13 protein-coding genes are annotated in these 16,612 nt (G+C 46.4%); 8 read left to right on the top strand and 5 right to left on the bottom strand.

The genetic code is table 11. From position 1 onward, the window contains the following. Positions 1-28: 28 nt before the first annotated feature. The 5 genes from AC1DCV_RS17410 to AC1DCV_RS17430 all read left to right on the top strand — a co-directional run bounded on the left by AC1DCV_RS17410 (position 29) and on the right by AC1DCV_RS17430 (position 7,502). Complete coding sequence (locus AC1DCV_RS17410; protein WP_477024333.1) at positions 29-226, top strand: hypothetical protein; 198 nt, start codon at positions 29-31, stop codon at positions 224-226. Positions 227-262: 36 nt separating this feature from the next. Next, positions 263-1,897, top strand: coding sequence for a hypothetical protein (locus tag AC1DCV_RS17415; RefSeq protein ID WP_477024334.1), 1,635 nt, complete (start codon positions 263-265; stop codon positions 1,895-1,897). Further along, positions 1,897-4,059: a HEAT repeat domain-containing protein gene (locus AC1DCV_RS17420; RefSeq protein WP_477024335.1), complete on the top strand. Its 2,163-nt coding sequence runs from the start codon at positions 1,897-1,899 to the stop codon at positions 4,057-4,059. The genes AC1DCV_RS17415 and AC1DCV_RS17420 overlap by 1 nt, the downstream gene beginning before the upstream one ends. A gap of 63 nt (positions 4,060-4,122) precedes the next feature. Then, positions 4,123-6,915 carry a hypothetical protein gene (locus AC1DCV_RS17425; RefSeq protein ID WP_477024336.1) on the top strand — a complete coding sequence of 931 codons (2,793 nt, stop codon included), beginning with the start codon at positions 4,123-4,125 and terminating at the stop codon, positions 6,913-6,915. Between the two features lie 77 nt (positions 6,916-6,992). Further along, positions 6,993-7,502 (top strand): hypothetical protein, encoded by a 510-nt coding sequence (locus tag AC1DCV_RS17430; RefSeq protein WP_477024337.1) that lies wholly within the window; start codon positions 6,993-6,995, stop codon positions 7,500-7,502. A gap of 61 nt (positions 7,503-7,563) precedes the next feature. Here the strand turns inward: AC1DCV_RS17430 and AC1DCV_RS17435 are convergent, their stop codons facing one another. Genes AC1DCV_RS17435 through AC1DCV_RS17450 form a run of 4 tightly spaced genes read right to left on the bottom strand, consistent with a single transcriptional unit; the run spans position 7,564 to position 10,188 of the window. Further along, positions 7,564-8,133 (bottom strand): DUF6620 family protein, encoded by a 570-nt coding sequence (locus tag AC1DCV_RS17435; RefSeq protein ID WP_477024338.1) that lies wholly within the window; start codon positions 8,131-8,133, stop codon positions 7,564-7,566. A gap of 11 nt (positions 8,134-8,144) precedes the next feature. Next, positions 8,145-8,969, bottom strand: coding sequence for a hypothetical protein (locus AC1DCV_RS17440; protein WP_477024339.1), 825 nt, complete (start codon positions 8,967-8,969; stop codon positions 8,145-8,147). Positions 8,970-8,972: 3 nt separating this feature from the next. Continuing rightward, a complete protein-coding gene (locus tag AC1DCV_RS17445) occupies positions 8,973-9,221 on the bottom strand; it encodes a hypothetical protein (protein ID WP_477024340.1) in 249 nt (82 codons plus the stop codon). Positions 9,222-9,231: 10 nt separating this feature from the next. Continuing rightward, positions 9,232-10,188 carry an SPFH domain-containing protein gene (locus AC1DCV_RS17450; protein ID WP_477024341.1) on the bottom strand — a complete coding sequence of 319 codons (957 nt, stop codon included), beginning with the start codon at positions 10,186-10,188 and terminating at the stop codon, positions 9,232-9,234. Between the two features lie 176 nt (positions 10,189-10,364). Between AC1DCV_RS17450 and AC1DCV_RS17455 the strand changes: the two genes are divergently transcribed. Both AC1DCV_RS17455 and AC1DCV_RS17460 read left to right on the top strand, forming a co-directional pair. Then, complete coding sequence (locus tag AC1DCV_RS17455; RefSeq protein ID WP_477024342.1) at positions 10,365-11,036, top strand: hypothetical protein; 672 nt, start codon at positions 10,365-10,367, stop codon at positions 11,034-11,036. A 159-nt stretch (positions 11,037-11,195) separates the two neighbouring features. Further along, positions 11,196-13,997, top strand: a complete 2,802-nt coding sequence (locus AC1DCV_RS17460; RefSeq protein WP_477024343.1) for an outer membrane beta-barrel protein — start codon at positions 11,196-11,198, stop codon at positions 13,995-13,997. 63 nt (positions 13,998-14,060) lie between these two features. Here the strand turns inward: AC1DCV_RS17460 and AC1DCV_RS17465 are convergent, their stop codons facing one another. Next, positions 14,061-14,864, bottom strand: a complete 804-nt coding sequence (locus AC1DCV_RS17465) for a GLPGLI family protein (RefSeq protein WP_477024344.1) — start codon at positions 14,862-14,864, stop codon at positions 14,061-14,063. Positions 14,865-15,013: 149 nt separating this feature from the next. On the opposite strand from AC1DCV_RS17465, the gene AC1DCV_RS17470 reads away from it, so the two are divergent. Beyond that, positions 15,014-16,612 carry a sensor histidine kinase gene (locus tag AC1DCV_RS17470; protein ID WP_477024345.1) on the top strand — a complete coding sequence of 533 codons (1,599 nt, stop codon included), beginning with the start codon at positions 15,014-15,016 and terminating at the stop codon, positions 16,610-16,612.

Here is a 16,612-nt window from a genome sequence, read left to right on the forward strand (position 1 = left end):
CGCTACCCGAAATAAAAACGTTAACCATATGTCAGCATCGAATTTGTTTATTGTCATGCTCGAGAACAGTCAATCAGAGCAACTTCCCATCAACATATTTTTATCGCAGGCGGTACTCAGCGGCATTGTCACTAACGTTTATCCTGAATTTGCAGAAATCAGGGACGATAGTGGCAAACGCTGCGTAATAGCGCTGCATAAAATTGAAGCCATACAAAGCATTTAACAGGAACCTATATTTTTCTTTATTGAATTTTACAGCATGGACCAGACAACGCAAAAACCAGATAATGCTTTACCGGGACTTATCCGTAAAGTATTAGGCAGCCCACATTCCGAGCAGGTAATAAAAGCGCAGATCATACAACTGGCATCGCAAAACCTGCATGTACCGGAAGTCACCACTGCATTACTGGAAGTGCTGCCACTCACAAAAGACAAAGAAACCCGTGACCGGCTGGTACAGTTCCTGTCCGGATTAAATACTTCCCGCTTCCCGGATACAGCCCCTTTATTTGCTGCATTGCTGGATTTTTTCAAACAGGAAAAAGACAGGGAGATAAGAACCTATTTATTGTACCGGTTACAGGAAAGTATACATCAGGATCCCCGGCTCGCCGGATTTTTCATTGAGCTGAGCGGAGAAGAAAACCTGAGTGAACCGGAACGGCTGGCCGTACAGGAAGCCATCGCTTCCCTCCCATCCATATCAGCAGCTACTGCACTGGCTGCACTGTTGAAAAACGTACACGCACCTACGTTATTACAACAGCAGGCCATTGAACTGGCAGAACGATGCCCCGTGTGGGACAATACCATGGTGGCCGGCTTACAACCTTATCTTGATGTAAAAAATGACAGGGAAATACGCTTCCGTATTTTGTCCAGACTGGCAGATGCCCGCCTCCTGGATGCCAGCTACGCCGGGGTGATCATCCCTGTTTTACAAACAGACAACGATGTATATGCCCGCGAAAAAGCACTGACCGCCCTCTCCAGGGTTAAACCATGGACAGAGGAAATCATACTGCAACTATTCTGGTCGGCTACACAGGATGGAGAAGCCACGATACGCAGTGCCGCCTTGAAGTTGCAGAACGAATTACCGGAACTCAACAACGAACAACTGATAAAATTAGCAGGGCTCCTGTCATCGGACCATTCCGCCGGCGTACGGACAACACTGCTGCAGTTGTTAAAACCCGTGATGCGCATTCCGGAGATCCGGCAGGCAGTAGCCACCGCCTTCTCCGGAAATCCAGGCGTATATGACACCGATGAATTTAACCTGCTCACCGATATGCTGGCGCCTTATGCCGGACGTGATGAACAAATCAGCACCTTATTAATGAATAGCATTAAAGACCTCCCCAACACCGCGCAGCGTAAGAAAGTACTGCAGCTGGTACTGGGTAAGGTAAGTATAGAAAAAGTACTGGCACCCGTGCTGCAATTATTTCAGCGGGAACGCAATGAAGAACTGCGCGACATCTTATTTAACCAGGTAAAAGCCTTGTCTGTTACCAGGCACCCGGAACTGGTGGATGCTTTTTGTGAAGAACTGGTGGAACCCGGATCTCCTTTCAGGGTCACCTGCGCCGGTATACTCGCCAATGCGGCAGAGTCGTACCCACAGATTGTTCCCGCACTGGAAGAGGTGCTCTTATACGACAACGACCGCGAACTGGTGCGACTAAGCCTGGACGGCTACCTGCGCCCTGCAATAGAAAAGAAATTCGACATCCTGCTGGCCGTAGTGAAAAATGAATTGATAGACACCGGCTCGCGGCAGAAAGCACTGGATGCACTGATTAAACTTTCCCTGAACGAACAACAACAGGAAATGCTGGCGGATGCTTTATCCGGCATGAAACCTGGTACTCTAAAAACTTCCTGATGAGTAGCTTACTGGATGAAATTAAAACAAGAAGAACGGCCAACACGGAGCAATCACTGATGATGCTGGACATGGTACCGCTTTCTGATACAGATACTAAATATTCTTTGCTGGCTTCCGCAGRCCACTATCTGCAAGACCCGGCCATCATGGAAAAATGGATTAACCTCCTGGCAGGTGAAACAGATACCCGGCTGAAAGCGGATATGCTGTATCGCCTGGCTGCCGGMGGGTTACAAGCCATCCCCAACAAAAACTATTTTATTGAATTACTGGCCGGCATGCTACAACAGGATGAATCACGGGATATCATCCTCCCACTGCTGGGCAGATTTTCTATCACCGATACCTATGCCAGGGAAAAACTGCGCGCCTTTTATACGCAACAAACGAATGCGGATACTTCCCGGCAAATCCTTTCCTGGCTGTTGATACGCGTGGATGCTGATGAAGCAGACATCGCCTTTTATACAGCGCTCATCGACAAAGTAGATGAAACGGATAAACTGGTACTCGTTAACCGCTTATTATTACAGGACAGACTGGCAACAGCCAGCATAGAAAAATTACTGCAACCCGAAGAACCGGCTGCCATCAAGGAAATGGTGCTGCGCTATTGCGTGGATCGCTCCATTGTTTTTGAAGCAGCCCTGTGCAAACTGATCCGCGTAGATAAAAGCCCCCTGCTCAGAAAATGGAGTATACAATTGCTGGCCATCAATGGTATCCGGGAAACCAGCGTAACAGATACTATTTTACATGCGCTGAAACTGGATCCTGATCCCGCAGTGCGACAGGCAGCGCTGAACATATTTGAATACAGCATATCACTCACACCGGCTAATATTGACTACCTCTGTGCCTGTTTATTAACCGAAAAAGATATGGCCGCGGCAGGACAGTTGCTACAACTGCTGGCCCCTTATACAGAGCGGAATGAGTCTCTGACCAATGCCCTCCTGGGTTTGCTGGATCAGGAAATTCAAGCTGCGCTGGCCGTGCTGCTATATGATATTTTAGGAAGACAGGTACCTGTACGTTACTCTTTATTCGAAAAATTCATCTCGGCATATGAAAAAGAACAACGGGATGATTGCAAAGCAGCCATATTAAAATCTATTACCACCGCTGTCTCCTTTGGTGATGAACTGAATGCCTTCTACACCAAAGCGCTGGAAGCCCCTTCTACAGCTATTAAAGAATGGGCCATCCGTGGCTTTTTGTTAATACCACTCACGGCAGAAAACACCGCTGTAGTAGCTGCGGCCGCACCCGTATTATTACACCAGGAGTTAAATACCCAATTTCGTGCGCTGCTCGCCAAAAAGATCAGCTGCATTCCGAAGTTGCCCGCAGCAACGGTACAGATCTTTCTTCGCCTCGCAGATCATGAAACCAATGATCAGATCAGGCATATCTGCACACAGGTACAGGAACAAGCGATTGCACAATCAGGTGGTGAACATATCAACTGGGAACAATGGCTGCATAAAGTCAGCGTAGCACATGACCTCAGCGGTATCTTCCCGCATCTCTGGCTGTTTTATAACGACAACCCCCAAATGGCCAACCGCATTCTTGTGGCAGCACTGGATCCCAACAACAGCGGCAGCCTGTACCAGGAAAGCCTGTCTGATGTGGAAATACTGCGTTTCCTGGCGGCAAATGCGGGCCTCGACGACCAGTTGAGCAGGTACATACTTCACCAGTTACTACATACCGATTTAGGCAATGAATCCAAATTCAAACATTACCTGCTGGTGCTGAAAAGCAATCCAACCACCCCCGAACTGAAAGACGGTTTGTGGATGTTACTGGAAAAAAGAAGCCGGTATATTCCACTTATTCAACTGGACGAATTGATGCGGATGATATGGGGCGCAGACCTGGAAGCGGAATTCAGGCAACGCCTATTGCGGCAAACCACCGTTGCCGGTGTACTGCCTTATATGGCATACCTGGCAGCCAACAACACCTGGGAGCCTGCATTGGATTTATTGAAAGCAGCACTGCAAATAACAGGTAACTCCTCCGAATACGATTTCCAGGAAATACTCAAAACCGCCAGTCGCAACGGTGGCTGGGATATGGCAACATTACTCCGCACCGCTACCCCGGCAGCAACAAGTACAGACGATGATGGCCCCGGCTTCGCCGACTGAGTGAAGAAATAGTGAGTATTGGTAAGGAGACAAAAAATTTAATCATCTCTATTAAACATGGATATGGCAGAAGAACTAGCTTTATTCGATATACTTTTATCAACAGAACGTAGTACCACCGATCGTTTGGAGGCACTTCGCGGACTACGCCCTTTCCTGGAAACAGGGGAAGGCGTTAACAAACTAACAGAAGCCATCCAGGCAGAAAACAGTATCGAAGTGAAGCACGCCATGCTTAGCCTGCTTTGCAACATTGATATTACCCGCATCACGGAACGTGCGCAATACATACATGCGCTGGCTATTATCGCCTGCCTTGATCCGGAGCGCCCCCTGAGATACCTTGCGCTGGAGCGACTGGCCACACTGGTGGCGCATATACCAGAGATTGCCGAAATACTGACAGATACCCTGGTGAATGACCTGGATACCAACATTCAATTCATTTGTATCACAGGACTTCGTAACAGTGTGGAAAAAACAACGGACACCATTACTAAAATCGCCGCGTATATTCCAGTGGCGCCACCGGAATGCCGGGAGTCCCTACTGGCCCTGGTGCAACAGTTTCCGTCTCCACATGCTGCAGAACTGGCCTTATTATTCCTGGACCCATTAGAGCAGGAACATATCCGGCAATCAGCCATACAGTTCCTTGCTGGTATGCCTTTGCTGCCGGCACCGATACTGGCCCATCTGACCGCAAGGCTTTCCGGCGAAACATCTTTGTATGTACGGAATGCCATCATTCAGTTGTTATCGGCCATGAGAACCGTGGACCCTTCGCTCTTTGCACATATGTTTGCGGCACTGCAACGGATGCCTGATCAACCGGAGTTGCTGACACTGGTCACTGGCCGACTGGTAGCCAATCCCCACCTGCAGGAAGATTTTAATCAACTGTTTGCACAAACAACATCTGCCGGTTTAAAGATCCGGTTGCTGACACTTTTACAACAACATGATCTGCCGCACCTGATTATCAGTGGACTCCAGGATAAAAACCCTTACGTCCGCGAGGCGGTGCTGCCCCTGCTGATTCATCAGTTCCCGAAACAACAGGAACAGCTGGAACCGGCACTGGCAAAGGCCATACAGTCAGAGCCACTTACAGGCTTACGCAGCGCGCTGCTGGATGTCATCCTGCAAACAGGACGCAAGTCGCCACAAACAGAAGCCCTGCTGGTAACGCTGGCGGTAGCAGAAACAGATCATGCCCTGAAAATAAAACTGGCCACCGCCGTTTGTGAAATCACCATCACAAATGAAAACAGACCATCATTACTGCAACTGTTTGCCGGCATCATGGAAGGCGCCTGGTACCCGCCCACCCTGAAACAACAAGTGATTAACCGGTTGCAGACGTTCGCCTATAGTGATGATCCGGACCTTAAAAAAAGTATGGGCTTACTCCTGGAACAGGCAAAAGATATTTATGAGCTGGATCGCATCTATCGTTTACTAAAAACGCTGGAAACAGATTTCAGCCAGCTGGCCCCTTCCCTGCTCCGTGCGTTGTACCGGCATATTGCCTGGTATCCGCAACAACCCCTGGATGAATGGGTGCAGCTGTTAGGTAAACTGGCAGACCAACATGCAGAGATACGGGCAGAACTGCCTTACTTCGTATCTCTCACCAAGGCAAACTGGCTGCTGAAAGGCGCAGACAAAGCCGATCAGACAGGCGCATTCCTCCCCGCTTTTCAGCAAACAATGCTGAAAAGAAATGGTATGCAAACTTACATGGAAGCCCAGCGATTACTTACCGAAGCATGGAATAACAGAACCATCAAAAAGAATGAAGTGGTGGAGCTGTATAAAATGCTGCTGCGTACACCTAAATCGGACGGACTGTTGCAACAGCTGCTCGGCATCATGCAACAGGGTAAACTGGTCACACCGGAGCTGGTAACGCTGAGTCTTGACTATATTTTAGTATCGCAGGACAAAGACGGCGTTTACCAGGTGAGAAAATACCTGGAGCAGGTTGGATTCATTGACCTGGAATACCGTCAAAGACTGGTCAGCATTTTTACGCAAGCGCACTACCAGCGATACATGCAGTTTAATGCACCGGAAATCAATTCCAAAAAACGTTATACCACACTCAACGAATGGGAATATAGCGGATGGATTTGTCCGTATACCCAGTGGCCGGTGGCAGCGCTCATCTTTGCGATAGAACCCGGCGACCTTCCTGCAAAGGTATTCAACGAACTACCCGACAGCAGCCTGGAACCTGCGGCTACCCTGCCTTACCTTGTACTGGAACACTTGTTCCGGAATTCGAATGGTATCTGGGCAAAGTATCTGTATAAAGATGAGGAACGCTTTGAGCAATTCCTCACATGGCTGTATAATGGCTACAGACAACTATCTGCCAACAATGCGCTGGGTGATCGGATGCTGTTTGTTTTCTGGAAGAAGTGGAATGACTACGTACAACTGTTGAACGGCAAACCGGTACCAGTCATGCTCGCGGATGCTGCAGCTCATATCTATCTCGGCATATGCCAGGTGCTAAAACAACTGGAGCCGGCGTTTAACGGCAAGCAGTTTCCTAATGTGCTGAAGGCGATGAATAGTGCAGTGGTGCAGCAAAACTGGCCATGGAGTAATGATTTCTGGGAGACATTTGAATACAAATATTTTCCGAAGAAAGATCCCGATCAGGAATCTGCCGTGCAGTTATTTCAGCGGGCAGCCAGCGCTTTACAGTCGGATAAACTGGAAGAAGGCTATCAGTTGCTGAAAGAACTGTTGCAGTACTATCCGCATACCCGGCAGGTGAAAGAGAAACTGACGGTGATTAATAATGCCATCCAGGAACTGAACGCGAAGTTCGCAGCAAAATAGTATACACATACAATGATGATGTCTCAAAAATAAATTAAGTACATTCATGGCTATCATCTTTAGAACTGAAAATTAAAATGAAGCAGGTATCAATCCTATTTTTCCTTTGTTTGGGTATAGCTTTCCCTAGCGCCGCACAACAATCATCGTCCAGATTACCAACAGACTTAATTCAATACTTTGCAGGAAAATGGGAAGGAAAGGGTACCTTCTCCAATGGCAAGCCAATAGCTGCTACAGCTACCTTTACTATGTCGCTCGATAGCAGCTGGCTGCAATATGAACATGAGGATATCCCACCCAATCGATATAAGGCTCTTTCTTTATGGGGTACAGAAAAAGATGGTTCTTTGCTTGCTTTTATATTTGATAGCTTCCAGGGACACCGGCAATTTCATGGCGACTATACACGAAAAGATAGATTGGTACTAACTAATACAGAGATGAACCAGGCTGGCAGGAAAGCCTATCAACATTTTATCTACGAAAAATTATCTCCTGCTACATTTAAGATGGCTTTTGAAATGAGCCAGGACAGCATTCAATGGCGTACGGTAGATACGTTGATATTCAGGAAAATTATCTAGTACTTCGCAAAAAGGGGCCGCCTCACTGATGAGACGGCCCCTTTTACACTAAGCTGTTTTTTTAGAACTCAATATCGTCTGCTACATTTCCGCCCTGTGCTTCAGAAAAAAGTTTCTCATACTTCTCTCTGTAAGCAGCCTGCTTTCTATTGTAGCCATCAAAATCTGCCGCTATTTCACGGTGAAGTTGTTCGTTCCAGTTACTGGCGGCGATCTGAAAGTCGCCCAGGGAAATGCCGTATTGGTCCACGATCCACTGTGCACCATCTAAGCCATAGTCGTAGGCAACCTGCCGTGCTACTTCCAGCTCATCATAAAAGTCTTTATCGGTTTTAATCTTTTCTGTATTCCCTGCGGCTGCGGGAGAAAGGTTGGGCTTTACGTTGCTGAACTTCGGATGCTGATCAGCCTGACCGAAATATTGACCAAACAGGGTTACAATATGAAAGGTTTCGTCCTGCTTCATACGTTCCGGCCAAAGCAGGTTGGCTTCCTGCCATACGGGTAACTCTACTCCCAAAGCACTGGCGATATCCTGCTCACTCAGGCCACTTCCCATTTTTGCGCAGGCAGCGCTGTAATCTTCTAAGCTAATACCGTGAATGGGTGCTAATAATGGATTTTCTGACATATAGTTGATATTTAGTAATGACCAATAGCGATGTCTTTCAACAGACGTTCATAAAATTTTTCATTCTCTGCAGCCATATCCGGTACTATTTTATTCCACTCATCAAACATGGCGCGTAAATACTGTCGCTGTAATTCCGGATTTTTAGGCTGGCCTTCGGCTGCTTTACGAAGAGGAGCGGTTCGCTGCTCTGCCAAACTACGTGCGTTATGCAATACCATCTGCGCTTCGGTAGATGGCATAAAAGTATTCTGGGTTTGACAAAACGGACAACTGACATAGGTAGCAATAAAGAACATTTGAGGAATGCTGATATTGCCGCCACATTGCTGACAGTTGAAATCATCTTTTATCTTTTCAAAAGCGGCCAGTTGTTCCCGGTACGCTGCTTCCAGGTCCTGCTCTCCTGCGGCTTCCTTTAGCCGAAAGAAAGCGGCATTTAGTTTTTCTTCAAAAATATAATGCCTGTTCAAACAGGCCATCCTGAAGGTATGCAACAGGTTGTGGTATTGACGGCCGGCATTGGAAGTGATAGACGGAATAGCAGCCTCGCCTGCATCAATGGTGCCAACGATTTGTTCGGCTCTTACCTGGTTAACTTTAGTACGCATCTGCGATAGCTGTCCCTGCAAGCCTAAGAGCATATGACCATGCGCTCTTTTATAAGGATCAGTGTCTTGCTCAAAAACGGCCTTCAACTCTGGTATCGCTGCGCTACACATTTCTGCTATCCGTGCTTCCAGTTTATCAAGAAAAGCAAACCATCTTGTCTGCGTTTCATTCACATGAGCAATCAGTGCCGGGTTATCATATTTCTTCTCAAAAAAACCAAACATGAACTATGAATTATTCTCTTTTTTGATGTGAATACCGTTGGTGAGTTTTACCTCCATGAATACAAAACCACAATAGGCACAGGAAGTAAGTCCGTGCCGGAACGCTCTGCCTGCGCCACAATTGGGGCAATCGCGTGCATCCATACTGGCATCTTCTTTCTTTACCTCCCCACCATAATTTTTTTGCTGTAAGGCAGTTTGCTTCAGTTTTTCCAGATAGGTCTGTGTTCGTTTTTTCTCTTCTTCACTCATGGGCAATGTGTTATAATAATTTCAGCAATGCTTCTTTTTTAGCGGTGTATTCTGCCTGGTTAATCAGGCCTGCTTCAAAAAGATGCTTGAGTTTCTGAAGCCGGGTGGTTACATCTTCCGGTGGCGGGCCAGGCTCCACAGGTGGCGGCACTGACTGCACCTGGTTCAGGAGGATGCCCATCGCCATGGCCTGCTGTGCTGCGTTTCCAATGGCGGTGTTATCTTTATCCATCGCATTCGCCAGGCTAAACTGTGTGAACTTATTCATATCCGTTACCATATTCATGCCACTCACTTTATCAAAATGCTTCAGCACCTCTTCCGGCAATGTAGCATTACTGATGGTGAAACGGGTTACTTCCAGGCCAAAATCAGAAAAATAAGGTTGAATGAGTGGTTGTATTTTTTCATTCAGTGCAGTAAGGTTGCCTGCCACATCTACCACAGAGATATTAGCGCGGGCCAATGCTTCGGCAAATTTAGGGGCGATGAAATCACGCAGCTGCCATTCCAGCTCCCGGATACCGAGTTGCGGGAAAGTGCCGGCATACTCCCGGAAAAATTTGACTACGTCTACAATACGAATGTTATAAGCACCAAAAGCACGGATACGCACCTGTCCGAAGCTGCTGTCGCGCATCAGTACCGGCGCAGGTGTTCCCCATTTAAGGTTGACAAACTGATGCGTATTGAAAAAATAAATATCTGCTTTGTATGGACTCTGAAAGCCATATTTCCAACCTTTCAAGCGCGTGAGTATGGGAATATTCGCGGTGTCCAGCGTATATTTCCCTGCAGTAAAAACATCTGCCACGCGGCCTTCATTCAGGAAAAGCACCGACTGGCTTTCCCTTACCGTTAGCACTGCGCCATTTTTTATTTCTTTGTCCTCATCTGGAAACTTCCACATCAACAGATCCGGATCGGGGGGCACAGATTCAATGATTTCAACAAACGGTATGGTCATATTGTCTGGGTTTAAACATTCAAAAGGTGCTGAAAATATGGTTTCTGCAGGCAGCTACCCACTTCCCGTGAAATGAAAATACCAGTTTCCGGGTATTTCCCCAAGTTAAGGTTTTAATAATTTTGTAACAAGTTAACACACCTATTATTCATTTCGGAAACCATCATCTTTAAAACATGAAATATACATTACTTTTTTCGGTTGCGCTCTCCACCCTTCTTTACTCCTGTAACAAGGACGATGCCGCCAAAGCCCCGACTGATCAAGATATACTGAATAAAAGAATTGAAGATATCATTCCTAAAAAGTATCTCGACACGTTGAAAGTATTAGGGTTTAATATTAATGAAGGGATAACTCCACCTAATGTAGAAGGCACCTACGATATCCGGCCATATATTCTCGACACCAGCAACCTGGACGTGGATGAACCCCGTGGCTACCGATTCCACGATGGTGTAGTGCGCTTATCCGGACAAAACAATAAGGACTTCAGTATAAACCTGATTGGAGAACATTTCCTCACAGATTCAGATACCAGTATCACCACCGCCATTTCCGGCAGTGGTAATAATTTTACGGTATATGGTAAAGTAAAATCCGTATCCGGCAGCCACTCTGCCATTGCAGCCATTATTATGACTGCCACGAAAGAAGCCAATGGTCTCAGGAACTTTAAGATTGGTATTATTAACATCGACGACAGCAATGGCGGAGGCGTATTTATTCCGGAAGGCAAGGGCCGCGTAGCACATGATGCTGATTTCATTTCAGAAAAAAGAGCTGAAAAAGCGGCGCCTGCCGATCATAACAGGGAAAGCCTTTCCAAAGGCATACTGGATAAGTAGTGGAGTCCTGGCTTACAATAATAATAAAAGGCAGTGCCGGATAAATCCCGGCACTGCCTTTTTTCTTTAACCTTCCTTAACATTAAAGCAACCCTTGTTAACCTCCTTTTGGCAGCAGTGCAGCTACTTTCGTTATCACTTACGAAGTAAACGCTGACTATGAAACAAAATTACTTACTGCTGATTGCCTGCTGTTTTGCATTTGTGGCGCAAGCACAAAAAACGGGGTCCATCAAAGGAACGCTCATGGACACCATTGCCCAGCAGCCCGTGGCATCCGCCACGATTACATTGTTGAAAAAAAAGGATTCCTCCCTGGTGACCTTCACCATGACCAACAACAAAGGGAGTTTTGAGCTGACGGGCGTCGCCGCCGGGGAATACCGCCTGCTGGTGACACATGTAAAATATCATCCCGTGAGCCGCGCTATTAGCATTAGTGCCAGCGAGTCAGACATTCGTCTTCCCACCATCATCCTGCATGACCTGAACAGAACACTGGATGAGGTAGTGGTGAATGCCGAATCTCCACCCGTCACGCTAATTGGCGATACCGTGCAGTACAATGCCGGTTCTTTTAAAACGATCCCCAATGCAAACGTGGAGCAACTCCTCAAAAAAATGCCAGGGATACAGGTGGGAAAGGATGGCACTGTAAAAGCACAGGGACAAAAAGTAAAACGCATCCTGGTGGATGGCAAAGAGTTTTTTGGTACCGACCCGAAGATCGCCACCAAAAATCTGCCTGCAGACGCCGTAGACAAAGTGCAGGTATATGACAAAATGAGTGATGCCGCACAGTTAACCGGTTTTGACGATGGCAACAGTGAAAAGACCATCAACCTGAAACTAAAGCAGGACAAAAAGAAAGGCTGGTTCGGAAAAGCTACAGCCGGCGGTGGTACCAACGACCGCTATGATGGAAAATTCAATCTCAACTCTTTTAAAGGCGCCCGGCAGCTGTCTGCCATAGGTATGGCAAACAACACCAATGCAGAAGGCTTCTCTTTTATGGACATGATGAATTTTAACGGGGAACTAAGTCGTATGCAACAAAGTGGCAATGCCAGCTTCACGGTCAATGCAGAAGATCCTGTTTCTGCCGTAATGGGCGGCGGCAACAGTAGTGGCATTAAAACCGTGGGCGGTGGTGGATTAAATTACAATAACATCATTGGCAAAAAGATCGACTTTACCAGTAACTACTTCTACAACCACTATAACCCCCAACAGGAAAGTGATGTACAGCGACAGTATTTCCTGCCCGACTCCTCCTACTTCTACCAGCAACATACCAACAGCAATAATGTGAACAACACACATCGGGCTAATGTGAGTGCCGATATCCAGATAGATTCTTCCCAATCGCTTAAGATAACCGCTTCTGCCGGCTACCAGGAAAATCGCAACAGTAGTCAAAACAACTATAAAACACTGACCGAAGATCAACAGCTGGCGAATGAAGGCTTCAGTAACAACCAATCTTCCGGAAAAGGCAGCAATGTTAGCAGTGACCTATTGTACCGCAAAAGGTTTCAACGCAAAGGAAGAACATTTTCACTCGGGCTGCAAACCAGCTTCAATAATACAGAAAGCAATGGCAGCCTGCTTTCCGTGAATCACTTTTATAATCGCAAACCGGAATTTGATTCCATCTATCAACACAACACCATCAAAGGCGACATGAAGAGTTATAATGTGCGTGCCGTATATACGGAACCGTTATTTAAAAGGTCGCTGCTTGAATTCAGCCTGGGTAGAAGCAATACCCGCAGTACAGCAGATAAAGTTACCTATGATTACAATCATAGTACGGGCAAGTTCGATCACCTGAACACAGACCTTACCAATGATTTCGAAAACACGTACGGCTATACGAATGCAGGGTTCCGGATACGTACCAGGCAACAAAAATTCAGTTTAGCGGCGGGCCTCAACTGGCAGCAGGCCGCCCTGGAAGGGAAGATCATGGCGGGCACAAAGGATTCTCTTGCCCGAAAAACGTTCAACAACCTGCTACCATCAATGCGGTTTCAATATAATTTTACCCGTTACCGCAATCTCAGTATCAACTATACAGCGATTACCAATCAGCCTACCATGTCGCAATTGCAACCCGTTCCTGATATCACGGATCCGCTCAATATCCGGGAAGGTAACCCCTATCTGAAACAGGAGTTTTCACATCTCGCACAGTTGAGTTTTATGGCAGTAGATCCTTTCAGGAATAAAAACCTCTTTGCCTTTTTCAATCTGCAGGAAACGCAGCATAAGATCGTAGACTATGATGTAGTAGATAGTTTGGGTATCAAGCACACCCGTCCGGTAAACGTAAACGGCGTGTATAACATCACCGGCACCATCAGCCTGAGTTTACCGCTGCGTTTAGTTCCAGGCAGCGTCAACTTCGGCAGCAACGTAGGTTACAGCAAAACAAAACAGTTTATCAATGCCGCGCCCAATAATATCCGCACGTTTTCGCTGGGGCCCAATATACGTTTTGACCTCAACCCTTCCAGTAAAATAGATGTATCCTTTAGCGGTGGATTCAATTATTACAAAACAGATTACTCCCTGCAACCAACACTGAACACCGGCTACTTTTCGCAGCAGTATGAAGGTGAAATCAACTGGCAGCTACCTGCTGATTTTTATTTCTCCACCAACTTTACTTATACCATTAACAGCCGCCGGGCAAATGGTTACAATACCAATGTACCTTTGTGGAATGCATCTTTCAGCCGTCAATTCCTGCGCTTCAACAGAGGAGAACTCAAGTTCAGTGCTTTTGATCTGCTGAATGAAAATGTAGGCATTAACCGCAGTACTAATCAGAATTATATTGAAGACAGCCGCACCAAAAATCTGCAACGTTTTTTCCAGTTAAGCTTCACTTATAGTCTGAGTAAAAACGGTCTTTCCAGGGGTAGCGGACTACGCGCCATCAAGATGATACGTTAAGCAAACAATATAAAAAGGCTCCGTAAAAATATTTACGGAGCCTTTTTTATGTGCTGAATACATTTACTGCCTGGTGCTCATCACGCCCATTCTCCCTCCTCCATTCCGTTGCATTTCTGCAATCATCTTATCCCGTTCTTTGTTAAACGCGGCAACGGTCACTTTCTTTCCTTTGGAAGGCGCTTTAATGGCAGCTACATCTGTTTTCCCGGATACTTCTATAGCGGTGTAAATGGTGCGGCCATCGTTGATATTGATGCCGAGGATCAGACCAGGTAGTTGTCCCTGGTATTCCGGGCCGGCAGGTACCGGAATGGTGGGTGTAAACCAGGCAACGATGCTGGAAGTGTCAGGCACTTCTTCTGTTTTCAGCTGATCATTTTCCATACGGATGACGGCGCGTTTACCAATAAGCTGTGCTACAGCTTCCTGGCAGGGATAGTTGAGAATGGTGGACGTTTTGCCGGTGAGTTTCCAGTTTAGTTTGTGGATGCTGTCTGTCACGATATAATTCTTTGCACCAAATTCCCGTTGATCAATCACCTGTCCTGTAGCGAAATTATTATAGGTAACATCGGCAGCATCTCCTACCATCATGGTGGCGTGCATGACTCCTGCGCGTTCGCTGAACTCCTCGGGCATTTCTTCGTCCATTGTACGGCGAAGTGACTGGTCATTGCCAAACAATACCTCCAGCTTATCCTTATGTGACCGGGGCAATGCCGGTCCATCGTTTGCGGGTGCCAGTCCCTCTATATGCAGGTCCATTTGTATGGTGCGTTCATACAATACCCTGCCCTGTTTTTGCTGCGCATGTGCAGTAAGCAGCAGTAATCCCATAGAAAATGTTAAAATTAGTTTTTTCATACCATTACCATTTAAGGAATAAAGCTATTCCCTTCCTGCTGCAACGGAGGTTAACATGCCTTTACTTAATGTTAATTTAGGTTAATGTTCTTACTACAGGAGGAAAGTAAACGATACATTTGTCTTAGTATTGCTATTACTATCAACACATGCGCTACAAACTTTCCATACCGGTTACTGCTTTTTTGATTGCGTTAACAATCCTGCTGATTAGTGCTTTCCAGGCTTACTGGCTGAGCAAGAATTATCGCGAAGAGGAGAAGTTGTTTACCAGCCGCACCAATATTCTTTTCAGGGAAACGATTTTTCGATTGCAGGCTGCCAAGCTGAAACTGGACTCCAATATAAGTCTGCGTATACAGGACAGACAAGGTGTGATGCGCTTTTCAAATGTGCTGACGGAGAGATACCGGGACTCTACCATGCCAAGAGTCGCTTTGAATAGGGTGTCCGGCATGTCTCCCATGGCTGATGCGACTGCCATTCCTGGTGTACCTGCCGTGGCAGGTGTATCCATGGCTGGTGTGTCCATGCCTGCCTTGCCCACCATGCCCACAGCCATGATGGTGGCACTAAAAGAGCCTCCTTTCCCCGACAGAGATTCTTTCAATGTACAATATGCTGTCACCAGGCCAGCTCAGACGGTAAGGGTATATGATTTCCTGGCAGGAGTGGATTCCCTGCGTGATTCTATTACCGTAAAAGAAATTACTGACCGATATCATACCGCACTGGAGCGGGAAAAGATCAACACTGATTTTGCTATTAAAGTCATCCCCGTAGATACAGGCAGATATTTCAGGACCTTCCCCGATGACTTCGAAGATAATGTGGTCACTATTGGCTTTACCCGGCCATTGAGCTACCAGGTATTATTTCAAAACAATACCTGGTACCTGTTAAGGCGTATCAGTCAACCTATACTGGTTTCGGTACTCCTGTTGGGCGTCACCATTTTTTCCTTTTTACTTTTATATAGAAATCTGAAACAGCAACAAAAGCTGGCCCAGCTCAAGAACGATTTCATCAGTAATATGACCCATGAGCTGAAAACCCCCATTGCCACCGTAAGCGTAGCTATTGAGGCATTAAGGAGCTTTGATGCGTTGGATGACCGGGAAACCACCAACGAATACCTGGATATATCCGCGCAGGAAATACAACGACTGGGTTTACTGGTAGATAAGGTGCTGAAATTATCGATGTTTGAAAACAGGGAGATTGCCCTGAACAAAGAACAGTTTGATGTCCGGGCGCTGGCCAGAGGCGTGCTGGCATCTATGAAGCTGCAATTCGAAAGACAACTGACCGTTACGGCCCTGCAAACAACCGGTAACAATTTCATTATTACAGCCGACAAATTACACCTGACAAGTGTATTATATAATTTGCTGGACAATGCTTTAAAGTACAGCACCAAGAATCCGAATATCCTTGTTCATATCGTTGATCATAAACAATATCTTGAAATACGTGTAGTCGACAACGGTATAGGCATTGCACAGGAATACAAAACTAAAATCTTTGAAAAATTCTTCCGGATACCCAATGGTAACCGTCATAATATAAAAGGGTATGGACTTGGACTAAGCTATGTATCGCATATTGTACAACGCCATATGGGCTTTATTGAGGTAGACAGTGAATTAGGTAAAGGCAGTACTTTCTCCGTGAAACTTCCTTTTGCAGAAGCTCCGGTAGTTTACTACGATAAAAACCGCCGGATTGTAAAGTTTAAAAAAATATGA

The organism is Chitinophaga sp. 10T418, from assembly GCF_056394125.1.

Bases quoted from the DNA above. Each gene is read 5' to 3' on its own strand.
- AC1DCV_RS17410 (WP_477024333.1), top strand. From the start codon at position 29: ATGTCAGCATCGAATTTGTTTATTGTCATGCTCGAGAACAGTCAATCA.
- AC1DCV_RS17415 (WP_477024334.1), top strand. From the start codon at position 263: ATGGACCAGACAACGCAAAAACCAGATAATGCTTTACCGGGACTTATC.
- AC1DCV_RS17425 (WP_477024336.1), top strand. From the start codon at position 4,123: ATGGCAGAAGAACTAGCTTTATTCGATATACTTTTATCAACAGAACGT.
- AC1DCV_RS17430 (WP_477024337.1), top strand. From the start codon at position 6,993: ATGAAGCAGGTATCAATCCTATTTTTCCTTTGTTTGGGTATAGCTTTC.
- AC1DCV_RS17435 (WP_477024338.1), bottom strand. From the start codon at position 8,133: ATGTCAGAAAATCCATTATTAGCACCCATTCACGGTATTAGCTTAGAA.
- AC1DCV_RS17440 (WP_477024339.1), bottom strand. From the start codon at position 8,969: ATGTTTGGTTTTTTTGAGAAGAAATATGATAACCCGGCACTGATTGCT.
- AC1DCV_RS17445 (WP_477024340.1), bottom strand. From the start codon at position 9,221: ATGAGTGAAGAAGAGAAAAAACGAACACAGACCTATCTGGAAAAACTG.
- AC1DCV_RS17450 (WP_477024341.1), bottom strand. From the start codon at position 10,188: ATGACCATACCGTTTGTTGAAATCATTGAATCTGTGCCCCCCGATCCG.
- AC1DCV_RS17455 (WP_477024342.1), top strand. From the start codon at position 10,365: ATGAAATATACATTACTTTTTTCGGTTGCGCTCTCCACCCTTCTTTAC.
- AC1DCV_RS17460 (WP_477024343.1), top strand. From the start codon at position 11,196: ATGAAACAAAATTACTTACTGCTGATTGCCTGCTGTTTTGCATTTGTG.
- AC1DCV_RS17465 (WP_477024344.1), bottom strand. From the start codon at position 14,864: ATGAAAAAACTAATTTTAACATTTTCTATGGGATTACTGCTGCTTACT.
- AC1DCV_RS17470 (WP_477024345.1), top strand. From the start codon at position 15,014: ATGCGCTACAAACTTTCCATACCGGTTACTGCTTTTTTGATTGCGTTA.